Source organism: Clostridium puniceum (assembly GCF_002006345.1).
Taxonomy (GTDB): domain Bacteria; phylum Bacillota; class Clostridia; order Clostridiales; family Clostridiaceae; genus Clostridium; species Clostridium puniceum.
In genome coordinates this window covers 1-11,841 of record NZ_LZZM01000018.1, presented here as the reverse complement: position 1 = coordinate 11,841, position 11,841 = coordinate 1, and the positions used below count along the sequence as shown (strand labels likewise).

Below are 11,841 nucleotides of genomic sequence, written 5' to 3'. Positions count from 1 at the left end.
GTAAAACTCAATCTCAAAGTAGATTATTTATAGAATTGTAATCTATTTGACTTATTTATAGTGTATTATTAGTTATATGTAACTTTTAACATATTATAAAAATTTTGTTTTGGGCACTTAGACATATAAAATAATAGTATACTGGTTATTACATTATTTAATATGTCTCAAATCAAACGATAAAATAAAGTTGTGCCTTATATGATTTAATTAGATAAAGGAGATGACATAATAATGAGAAAGTCTATTTTAATTGTTGAGGATGAACTTCGAATTAGATTTTTACTTAGAGATTACTTAATCAAGGAAGATTTTAATATTTTTGAAGCTTCAAATGGTGAAGAGGGCTTATTTATATTTAGCACTCAAAAAATTGATTTGGTGCTTTTAGATATAATGATGCCTATTATGGATGGAATGACTATGCTTGAAAAATTAAGAGAAGTTTCAACTGTCCCTGTAATTTTGCTTACTGCTAAAGGAGAAGAAGAAGATAAACTTCAAGGTTATGATTATGGTGCAGATGATTATGTAACCAAACCATTTAGCCCTAAAGTGTTAATTGCTAAAGTTAAAGCTCTTTTAAAAAGAACTCGCGAAGATTTAGATTCAAGTTCTCAAGATTTTAATGGACTTACTGTAAATAAACTTTCTCATGAAGTTAAAATTAATGGTCATGAAATAGTCTTATCACCAAAAGAATATGAGCTTTTAATATATTTAATAACTAATGAAGGTATTGCATTAACAAGAGATAATATTTTAGACAATGTATGGGGACTTGATTATTATGGGGATATTCGTACTGTAGATACGAATGTTAAAAGGCTTAGAGAAAAATTGTTAGATAAAGCTAATTATATAGTTACTGTTAGGGGTAGTGGCTATAAATTTGAGGCAAAATAATGAATCAAAGTTTATCTAAAAGATTATTTACTATAACCTTATCTCTAATTATTGGTTTAATGCTTATAGCATACTTTGCACAAGCCTTTTTCTTTGAGGATTTTTATTCATATAAAAAAAGAATGTCCTTAGTACAGGAGGTTAATAAATTTCATGATTTATATTCTCTTCATATAGATAATACTTCTGACCTTGTTAAAGCTCTTGAAAAATTTGAAAATGACAATAATGCTCAAGTTATAATTACATCTTCTGCTGGAGATGTTGTTAAATATCATTCCAATAATATTGGTGATGATAAAGAAAGCTTTGAAACTTTAACTGCTTTTGGTACAGAACTAATTAATGATAGAGATTTAATAAATCAAGTTATTAAATATTCTCACACTAGATATAAAACTTTTGAGAATAAAAGCAGTGGATTAAAAAAAATTGGAGTAGTAAGTCCATTATCTTTAAATAGTAAAAATGACAGCCTTATTTTTTGCATTTCTTCTATTCAGCCTATAAAAGAAGCTGCTGAAGTTATGAGTGAATTTTTTATATATTTATTTTGGGGGTTAATAACTATTTCTATAATGCTTGCTTTAATTTATTCTAATTTAATTTCTAAGCCTCTTGTAACTTTAACTTATGTCGCAAATAAAATGTCAAATATGGATTTTTCTGCTGTTTGCCAAACTAATAGAGAAGATGAAATAGGAAGTCTTGCTAAATCTTTAAACTTTTTATCAAAAAATCTTCATTCGGCACTTATGGATCTTCAGGAGAAAAATAAAAAGTTAGAAAGTGATATCGAAAAAGAAAGACAATTAGATAATATGAGAAAAGAATTTACAGCTAATGTAAGCCATGAACTAAAAACTCCAATAGGTATAATAGAAGGATATGCAGAAGGTCTTAAAGATGGTATTGTTTCTGGTCAAGATGCTCAAATGTATTTAGAAACAATAATTGACGAATCTAAAAAAATGAGCGTTTTAGTTTCTAACATGTTAGAACTTTCAAGACTTGAATCTGGAACAACTAAACCAAATCTAGAAGCCTTTAATATAAATAGATTAATTACAAAAGTATTAAAAAAGCATACTCCTGACTTTGAAGAAAATAAATTTAATGTCAATTTTAATTCTTCGACTCCTTACAGCTATGTTTATGCAGACCCATTTCAAATGGAGCAAGTTTTAACTAATCTTATAACTAACGCAATTAAATATACCCCTCCAATGAATGATATTAATGTAACTATTGAAGAAGGATTAGATAAATTTAAAATATCAGTTCAAAATATGGGCGTAACTATTCCAGAAGAAGAAATCGGCAAACTTTTTGATAAATTTTATAGATTAGATAAATCTAGAGAAAGAACTCAAAAGAACAGCACTGGTATTGGATTGTCAATAGTTAAAAATATATTAAAACTTCATAATAGTGAATTTGACCTTCAAAATATAGATGGTGGTGTAGAATTTTTCTTCTATCTTGAAAAAATAGTATCACCTGAAGAGGAGTTGTAGTTTTCTATGTATTAGGAAATCTCCTTCAAACTGCCAAAAGTAATATACTTATTTGTCAGTATTGAAAGTTTTCTGTAAATATACTAAATAAAACCACCATCTGCACGTATAATTTGCCCTGTTATATATGAAGATGCCTCACTGCATAAGAATACAGCAGCTCTCCCTATTTCACTTGGCTCACCGAATCTTCCTAACGGAATTTCTTCTTCTAAAGCTTTTTTTTCTTCTTTCCCCAAAAATGAATTCATCTTCGTATTTATTACTCCTGGTGAAATAGCATTTACCCTTATATTCGAAGGTCCTACCTCCTTTGCGAGAGCTTTTGTAAAAGAATTCAAGCCTCCTTTTGAAGCTGAATATAGCACCTCACAAGATGCTCCAACATCGCCCCACATAGAGGAAATATTTATTACATTTCCATTTTTTCTCAAAATCATATCTTTAAGTACTTGATTAGTTAAATATATTGCTCCCAAAAGATTATTATTTATAATTTTTTCAATTTCATCTTCTGTAGCATCTATAAATAATCCTATTTGGCTTATCCCTGCATTATTCACTAAAATATCTATTTTACCCATAACTTGTAGAATTTCATTAACTATTATTTTGCAATTTTTAAAAGATGATATATCACCTTTTATTACAATACCGTATCCATTTACATTTTTAACTTCTTCTAAGGTTTCCTTTGCCCCCTCATCATCCGTTGAATAATTTATTACTACGCTTGCTCCCTGTTTTGCAAATTCTATAGCTATAGCTCTTCCAATGCCTTTTGAAGCTCCTGTTATAAGTGCAACTTTACCACTTAGCTTACTCATCTTATCCTCCTTACTAAAGTTTTTTAGCAAACTCTAAATATTTTTCTATTTTTTCTGGACCTCCAGTTATAGTTTTATTAATGTATAAAATCTCTTGATTTCCAACTTCTATTTGCCATTTAACTAAAGAAATTTCCCCATTTGTTATTTCAATGCAAGTTACTGCTGACGGGAATACACAACATCCATCATTAAAATAGAGCCCTTCATCAGGCTCTGGAAATATATCATTATGTGTATGTCCACAAATAATCATTTTCTTTTCTTTCCGTGCTAATTTTTCCAATGCCTTATCAATTTTGCTTCCTTTATTATAGTTACTTGCAGGACTTGTAGGAGATTTAAATCCAGCAACACCTTCCATAAAACGCCATACATATCTAACTAAGAATCTACTGCTCTTCCACAAATCACAATTAATTAAATCAACTTGATGTCCATGAAAAGCAATTATATCTTTATCTAAAGGAGTATATCTAAGTATAACTCCTTCATAAAACACCACATTACGATAAAGATTAAGCATTTCACGCCCAAAATCATAGCCTATATCTTCAAAAAGTTTTTCTTGTTCTCTTATAAATTCTGGACTTGATTTAACAATATCATGATTCCCAAAAACTAAACATAATCTATCTTCCTCATAAAACTTATTTAATATAGCAAAAATATCTTTGTAATTATAAGCTATATCCAAGCAATCTTTATTTTTCCATAATTCATCTCCATCACCTAGTTCAATTAAAGTATACCCACTTTCACAATAAAATCCAAGGGCAGCTTTATAAATATTTCTATTTTGTCTTAAAGAATCAGCATATCCCCCATTTCCTCTGTGAACATCACTTATAAAAACTATTCTTGAAACTTCATTAAATTCAATTAACTTCCCTGTTTCTATTATTCTTTTTATGAAATTATTACTTTTTGTACACTGTTCACCCATATAACTTCCCATAAATATCTATTGATTTAATTTATTATATGAATATGTGCTTTTTATTGATAATTTAAATTAACTTTTATAAATACTTTATCATTTTTTATAACCTAATAGTCAACTATTTATTTAAATTATTAAAGTCATGATGAGGTAACTACTGAATCAAGATTAATTTTAGCTTAAATTTCACTGAATACACTTAATATTAGATATAAAGTAAATATAATATTAAAAATATAAAGCTAGGTAATAAGAATTAATTAACCTTAACTCTATTACCTAGCATATTTATAACTTCATTATAATATGAAAATCCCTTAGACTCCACTTAAGTTTTTAAATTTAATTACAATAATCCTCTTCCTACTTTAATAATTATTTAATTATTAATAACTTTATCTAAAAATTCTTTACACCTATCACTTTTAGGTGCTATAAATATTTCTTCTGGTGATCCTTCTTCTAATATATATCCTTGATCCATAAAGATAACTCTATCACTTACATCCTTAGCAAATCCCATTTCATGAGTTACCACTACCATAGTCATACCTTCTTGAGCCAAGTCTTTCATAACCTTAAGCACTTCACCAACCATTTCAGGATCTAAAGCAGAAGTTGGTTCATCAAATAACATTATCTTTGGATTCATTTCAAGTGCTCTAGCAATTGCAACTCTTTGCTTTTGTCCGCCTGATAATGTATTGGGATAAACATCTTTTTTATCCTTTAATCCAACTTTATCTAATAAATTAAGAGCTTTTTCAGTAGCTTCTTCCCTAGTCATCTTTTTTAACTCTAATGGTGCTAGTAACATATTTTCAAGCACTGTTAAATGAGGAAATAAGTTAAATGACTGGAATACCATTCCTATTTCTTCTCTTAACTTATTAATATCCTTATTATTGACAAGCTCTTGTCCTAATATTGTAATACTACCTGCTTGAATTTCTTCTAAACCATTTAAACATCTTAAGAAGGTACTCTTTCCTGAACCTGAAGGACCTATAATACAAAGAACTTCTCCTTCAATTACATTTACTGATATATCTTTAAGAACTTCTAAATGTCCATAACGTTTTTTTAAATTCTTAGCGCTTATTACCATAGCTAATTTTCCTTTCTATATAACTTGATACTAAAGTTAATACTGTAATTAATATAAAATACATACAAGCTACAATTGCATACATTTGAAGTGGCTTATAGTTTCTAGCAATTATAATTTGTCCAGTTGCAGTAAGTTCTCTTATACTTATGACTGATAAAATTGAAGTATCCTTTAGTGTAACAATAAATTGATTTAATATAGATGGAATCATAATTTTAACCGCTTGTGGCAAAATAACTCTTCTCATAGTTTTTGAATAACTAAGTCCTAAACTTCTCGCTGCTTCCATCTGACCATTATCTATGGCTTGTATTCCACCTCTAAATATTTCAGCCATATAAGCTGACGCATTTATTGTAAGAGTTATTATGGCTGCAATCATTGGGTCAAATCTTATATTAAATGCTTGTCCAACGCCAAAGAATAAGAACAACGCTTGAATCATAAGCGGAGTTCCACGAACTATATAAATGTATATTGTAGCTATACCTTTTAATATTTTAGATGTACTTATGCTAAATATACCCAAAATAATTCCAAGCATTACAGCTAATATCAATGATATTACTGCAATTTCTATTGTTACGCCAATCCCACTAAGTAAGCTAGGGAAGCTCTCTTTTAGCAATGCTAAGATTTCCATTTTCCATTCTCCTTACTATTTTCCTATATATTGATCAACAATTTCGTTATATTTTCCACTGTCTTTTAATTTCTTAAGACCCTCATTAAATTTCTTTAATAATTCTGCATTTGCACCTTTTTTTACTGCAAATCCATAATTAACAGTATCTAATTTATCTCCAACAATTTTTAATTTTGCACCACTATCTACTTTAATTTTGTATGCAATAACTGGATAATCTTCCAACAAGAAATCAGCATTTCCATTTTCAACAGCTTGGAACATTGATGGAGAATCATCAAAATAATTTACTTTTAATCCATATTTACTTTGATTATCTTCTGCAAATTTAGCTCCTGCTGTTCCATTTTTAATTGAAGCACTTTTTCCATTTAAATCATTTAATCCATTAATTGAAGTGTTATTTTTATTAACAACAATTGATAATCCCGATTCAAAATATCCTTCTGAAAAATCTAATGATTCCTTTCTTTCATCTGTTATAGTCATGGCAGCTATAGCTCCATCTAATTGATTGGATGTAAGTCCTGGAATTATTCCCTTAAAGTCCATTGGTTTTAATTCATATTCAAATTTTTCTTCTTTAGCAATTGCATCCAGAATTTCTACATCAATTCCTTTATATTTATTATTTTCCTCAAAAGAAAATGGTGCAAATTTTGAATCACATGCAATTATATATTTTTTATTTCCTCCATCTGCTTTTGTGTCATTATTGGATGTACCACAACCTGCTAATAATCCTACTGACACTACTGATGCTAATAAAATACTTACTAATGATCTTTTATTCATTTTTACTGCCCCTTTGCAATTTATTAAGTTAAATCAAAATTTAAAATTATTACATATTAATTAATTTAAATTCTATATGCAATAAATTTAATGTTGATTTTTTAGCTTCCATATGAAACTCATTATATAGTTTAATTCAAAAACTGTCAACAAGAGTAAGATTTTATAATACTTTAATTATTCCTTTCATGAAAACTTTTCCCTTTTGATAGCCTCATTTTTCTATAACATATCATCATTTCCAAATTCATTTTTAATATAAATATGCATTTCTAATTATGAAGTAAAATATGTTTCTTCCTTCATTTTTTAATGTTTAATATTCGTTAATGAAATACTCTCATATCCATTCAAAATATAATAATTATACAACAAAAAACTATAAATCAGAAATTACATCTTTCTAAATCCATAGCTTTTTATTTAAAATGAAATTCAAATTTTACTTTGAAAGTCCTTATTTTATTCCATTTATACAAGCCTTAATTAATTTATTATATTAAACAATTTATTACAAATAATTTAGTTTATTAATTGAAATATATATATCAGACCTACCTTAGAAAACAAATTTATTTTGCAATATATTGGTCAACTATCTTATCATATTGTCCATTGTCTTTTATTTTTTTAAGTCCTTCATTAAATTTCTTTAATAAGTCAGCATTTGCACCTTTTTTAACTGCAAATCCATAATCAACATTTGTTAATTTTTCACCAGTAATTTTTAATTTTGACTCTGAATCAACTTTGATTTTATATGCTATAACAGGATAATCTTCTAATAAGAAATCAGCATTTCCATTTTCAACAGCTTGGAACATTGATGGAGAATCATCAAAATAATTTACTTTTAATCCATATTTACTTTGATTATCTTCTGCAAATTTAGCTCCTGCTGTTCCATTTTTAATTGAAGCACTTTTTCCTTTTAAATCGCCTTCTGAATTGATTGATGTGTTAGTTTTATTAACAACCATTGATAATCCTGATACAAAATATCCATCTGAAAAGTCTAAAGATTGTTTTCTTTCATCTGTAATACTCATTCCAGCTATAGCACCATCTAATTGATTAGATGTAAGTCCTGGAATTATTCCCTTAAAGTCCATTGGCTTTAATTCATATTCAAATTTTTCTTCTTTAGCAATTGCATCTAGAATTTCTACATCAATTCCTTTATATTTGTTATTTTCCTCAAAAGAAAATGGTGCATATTTTGAATCACATGCAATTAAGTATTTCTTATTTGCATCATCGCTCTTTGCAGCATCATTTTTTGGTGCGGTACACCCTGACATTATTCCTATTGATATTACTGCTGCTAGCAAAATTCCTACTAACGATTTTTTATTCATTGTTTATTCCCCCTTAAATAATGTTACATTTATAAATTCTATTATTATGACTTTGTAAAATGATTTTATTTTAAGCATTAAAACTTATTCCAATATGTATTTTTAGATTATTTAAAATTTTTATTCTCAAATCTAATATAATAATGAAGAATTTTTATTCTAATAGAAAGTTTTATTATTTATATGTTGACTCTTTCATTAGAGTAAGCTCTTGCTTGTAAATCTAAAATATGTTCTGTTATTAATTCTTCTGCCTTTTCACCATCTCTTTCAACCAGTGCTTTTGCTATACTTATGTGTTCTTCTTTTTCATTAGCAAATTCTAGTTGATTACAATCTATCATAAGTATTCGTGAGAGATTTTCCATAATTCCTTCACACATTTCAATTAGTAACGAATTATGAGCTGCTCTTATGATTGACATATGAAACATATTATTTAATTCATTAAATTCAACTATTTTGCTGTTTTGTGAAGCTTCAGGAAATTTCATAGCTAATTCTAATATGTTTTGTAATTCTGAATCACTAGCTACTTTAATAATTAAATTTACAGCTACTTTTTCAAAAAGTAATCTCATTTGAAAAGATTCTCTTATGCTTTTCTGTGTTACAGGCTTTACTAAATAACCTTTTCTAGGTAAGGACTTAAGATATCCTTGAATCTCTAATGCTCCTAAGGCATCTCTCACAGGAGTTTTGCTTACATTATATTTGTCTGCTAATTCAGCTAAGGTAAGAAAATCTCCATCCTTTATTTTTAAATTTAAAATATCTAGTTTAATTTGCTTATATATTTCTTTGGCATATGATTTCTCAGCTTGATGCAGATTTATCTCTCCTCTCCCTAAAATCCCACTGATATATCAGTTAAAATAAATAAAAAAAGCAACGGACATATATCTAAATAAATGCTCCGTTGCTTTTATCTATAGTTATTATATTTAAATAAAGCAGTTTTTGTCAAGTGCTTATTTAAGTTTTTTAATAATTTACATAAAAATACCTTAAATAGCACATTAAATTGTTATTTTGACAACTTATTATTGAAAAGGATTTTCTGTTTTATAAAGCATATTTTTAGGTTGATTAAATCCTAATTCCTTAACGCCTAAATATCTAAATAAGTTGTATATTGCTTTTCCAAAGTGTCCAAATGCAACTGCTCCATGATGTGGATATCTCTTTTCTATTAATACGTGACGATAGAATCTTCCCATTTCTGGTATTGCAAATACACCAATAGCTCCAAATGAACGAGTTGCAACTGGTAAAACTTCTCCTTCTGCAACATATGCTGTTAATTCTGCCTCTGCGTTGCTTTGTAATCTGAAGAAGGTAATATTTCCTGGTACAATATCTCCTTCAAGTGTTCCTCTTGTTATGTTTGGTTCTTGATTTGGTTCCAAAGCTCTTGCCATAATCATTTGATTTTTCATAGTGCCACATGTTAATTTACAAGCAGATGTATTTCCACAGTGGAATGCCATAAATGTATCTTTTAATGTATACTCAAATTTACCTTTGATTTCTGATTCATACATATCAGCTGGTACTGAATTATTAATATCAAGTAAAGTAACAACATCTTGACTTACACAAGTTCCAATGTATTCACTTAATGCACCATATATATCAACTTCACATGCCACAGGAATTCCCATTGCTGCTAAACGACTGTTTACGTAGCAAGGCACAAATCCAAATTGTGTTTGGAATGATGGCCAACATTTATTGGCAAATACAATATATTCTCGTGAACCCTTATGTTCTTCCATCCAATCTAATAATGTAATTTCATATTGCGCAAGTTTTGGCAGAATACCAGGCATTTTATTTCCTTTACCTAATTCTTTTTCCATGCTAGCAATTACATCTGGAATTCTTGAATCATTTGCATGATCATTAAATGCAGCATATAAATCAAGTTCTGAATTTTCTTCTATTTCAACACCTAAGTTGTATAATTGTTTAATAGGTGCATTACAAGCTAAGAAATCTTGAGGTCTTGGACCAAAAGAAATAATCTTAAGATTCTTTAATCCAAGTAATGCTGTAGCAACTGGTACAAATTCACTAATCATATCTGCAACTTCTGGAGCCGTTCCTACAGGATATTCAGGAATATATGCTTTTATATTTCTAAGAGCTAAATTATAGCTTGCATTAAGCATTCCACAATATGCATCTCCACGCCCATTAATTAAGTTGTCTCCCGCTTCTTCAGCTGCTGCAACAAACATTATAGGACCATCAAATTTCTTAGCAAGTAAAGTTTCTGAAGTTTCAGGTCCAAAGTTTCCAAGGAATACTACTAATGCATTTACTCCTGCTTCCTTAACTTCGTATAATGCTTTTTCCATATGTTTTTCATTTTCAACAGTTGTTAAACATTCGAAAATTTCTCCATTATACGCTTCTACTACAGCCTTTCTTCTATTAGCTGATAATTCCATTGGGAAACAATCTCTGCTTACTGCAACTATTCCTAATTTTACTTGTGGTATATTATTCATTTTAAATTCCTCCATTTATTATAATTTTTTCTTTTTACATATTTTTTTATTAGTTATTTTTTACACACACTTTTAATTTTAACTTTTTTATAATTCAAATTTTTCAATATCGTTAAATGTTTTTATAAGTAAAATGTTCTTGGTTGTGCTAACGCACTTTTTATATGTGAAATGATCTTGATTGCGCTAACACGCTTTTTTATATGTGTATATTTTCTCCAATTAGACCAATAAACGCTCCTTGCTCACCTAAATCAGTATCCTTATGACCAATTAACCATTTGTTTCTTGCAAATAATAGTGCATCTTCACCAGTTTTATGAGTACTATTTTCCAAAGGTAAGTTAGTATCTCTTGGCAGCACAACAACGCATTTAAAGCCATCTTCATTTGCATTACAAGGTGCATAATGAAGAGTAGTTGCATATACTTCGATTATAGTTCCAGCTGGAACCATAAATGCTTCTATTTTTGAAGTATCGTAGAAGTAATCGTCTTCAATATCTTGCTGGCATCCTATAAGTAAAATAAGATCTGTTACTGCTATATTTATTTCAGATGAACGATGATATTCAACTGCATTTAATATATAATTATTACCATTACAATATCCTATTTGAATTGGTAATTCTCCAAACTCTCTTTTTCGAAGCTCTTCAGCAATTTTTAAATCTTCGAGTTCTTTTATAGATGGTTCATATATTACATTGCTTGGCAATGGTGTATTACTTTTCATCTTTTCAATTATTTCAGAACAATCATAGTTTTTTAAAACTTGTCCATATTTTTTAAAATCACTATTAATAACTTTTTTTATAATCATCTTAACCCTACCTTTCATATTTTTTATATTTTGTACATATTGCAATATTTTGATTAGTAAATACCCACTTCCACAGTATCGCTGTTATCCTTATTATTCTAACTTAATTATTTCTTTTAAAATGTTATTTACCTTCTTCAAGTTATTGCAATATGTTAGATTTAATTATTTGAAATTAGTCTTAAACTTATATTTTTGTTCAAATACTTTGCTATATTTATTAGATTATATATATATTACATAATTATTTATTAACTACCTTAGCAGATTTATCTACAACATTTTCTACCGTGAATCCAAATTGTTTAAATAATGTTTCTGCATTTCCTGATGCTCCAAAGGTATCTAATGAAATAATTTCTCCATCAAGACCTACATATTTATGCCATCCAAAGCTTG

The 11,841-nt window shown here is 28.2% G+C and carries 12 protein-coding genes; 2 read left to right on the top strand and 10 right to left on the bottom strand.

The window, feature by feature from the left end; translation table 11 throughout:
* Positions 1 to 234 precede the first annotated feature (234 nt).
* The gene (locus tag CLPUN_RS01470) at positions 235 to 906 is read left to right on the top strand and encodes a response regulator transcription factor (RefSeq protein WP_077845608.1); all 672 of its coding nucleotides are present in this window, start codon (positions 235 to 237) and stop codon (positions 904 to 906) included.
* Positions 906 to 2,423, top strand: coding sequence for a HAMP domain-containing sensor histidine kinase (locus CLPUN_RS01465; protein WP_077845607.1), 1,518 nt, complete (start codon positions 906 to 908; stop codon positions 2,421 to 2,423). The genes CLPUN_RS01470 and CLPUN_RS01465 overlap by 1 nt, the downstream gene beginning before the upstream one ends.
* 83 nt (positions 2,424 to 2,506) lie before the next feature.
* Here CLPUN_RS01465 and ymfI read toward each other — a convergent pair whose 3' ends face one another.
* The 10 genes from ymfI to CLPUN_RS29505 all read right to left on the bottom strand — a co-directional run.
* Positions 2,507 to 3,250: an elongation factor P 5-aminopentanone reductase gene (ymfI, locus tag CLPUN_RS01460; RefSeq protein WP_077845606.1), complete on the bottom strand. Its 744-nt coding sequence runs from the start codon at positions 3,248 to 3,250 to the stop codon at positions 2,507 to 2,509.
* A gap of 13 nt (positions 3,251 to 3,263) precedes the next feature.
* Positions 3,264 to 4,196, bottom strand: coding sequence for a metallophosphoesterase (locus CLPUN_RS01455; RefSeq protein WP_077845605.1), 933 nt, complete (start codon positions 4,194 to 4,196; stop codon positions 3,264 to 3,266).
* Between the two features lie 376 nt (positions 4,197 to 4,572).
* Complete coding sequence (locus tag CLPUN_RS01450; protein WP_077845604.1) at positions 4,573 to 5,301, bottom strand: amino acid ABC transporter ATP-binding protein; 729 nt, start codon at positions 5,299 to 5,301, stop codon at positions 4,573 to 4,575.
* Complete coding sequence (locus CLPUN_RS01445) at positions 5,285 to 5,947, bottom strand: amino acid ABC transporter permease (RefSeq protein WP_077845603.1); 663 nt, start codon at positions 5,945 to 5,947, stop codon at positions 5,285 to 5,287. The genes CLPUN_RS01450 and CLPUN_RS01445 overlap by 17 nt, the downstream gene beginning before the upstream one ends.
* 15 nt (positions 5,948 to 5,962) lie before the next feature.
* Positions 5,963 to 6,745 (bottom strand): transporter substrate-binding domain-containing protein, encoded by a 783-nt coding sequence (locus tag CLPUN_RS01440; RefSeq protein WP_077845602.1) that lies wholly within the window; start codon positions 6,743 to 6,745, stop codon positions 5,963 to 5,965.
* Positions 6,746 to 7,317: 572 nt separating this feature from the next.
* On the bottom strand, positions 7,318 to 8,103 hold the full coding sequence (locus tag CLPUN_RS01435) for a transporter substrate-binding domain-containing protein (RefSeq protein ID WP_077845601.1): 786 nt from the start codon (positions 8,101 to 8,103) through the stop codon (positions 7,318 to 7,320).
* A gap of 179 nt (positions 8,104 to 8,282) precedes the next feature.
* Positions 8,283 to 8,861: a GntR family transcriptional regulator gene (locus tag CLPUN_RS01430; RefSeq protein WP_242954016.1), complete on the bottom strand. Its 579-nt coding sequence runs from the start codon at positions 8,859 to 8,861 to the stop codon at positions 8,283 to 8,285.
* Between the two features lie 285 nt (positions 8,862 to 9,146).
* A complete protein-coding gene (locus CLPUN_RS01425) occupies positions 9,147 to 10,619 on the bottom strand; it encodes an L-fucose/L-arabinose isomerase family protein (protein WP_077845599.1) in 1,473 nt (490 codons plus the stop codon).
* A gap of 199 nt (positions 10,620 to 10,818) precedes the next feature.
* Positions 10,819 to 11,442: a DUF4867 family protein gene (locus CLPUN_RS01420; RefSeq protein WP_077845598.1), complete on the bottom strand. Its 624-nt coding sequence runs from the start codon at positions 11,440 to 11,442 to the stop codon at positions 10,819 to 10,821.
* A gap of 244 nt (positions 11,443 to 11,686) precedes the next feature.
* Positions 11,687 to 11,841, bottom strand: a 155-nt coding sequence (locus CLPUN_RS29505; protein ID WP_198944271.1) for a transketolase-like TK C-terminal-containing protein, incomplete at its 5' end; no start/stop codon positions are given.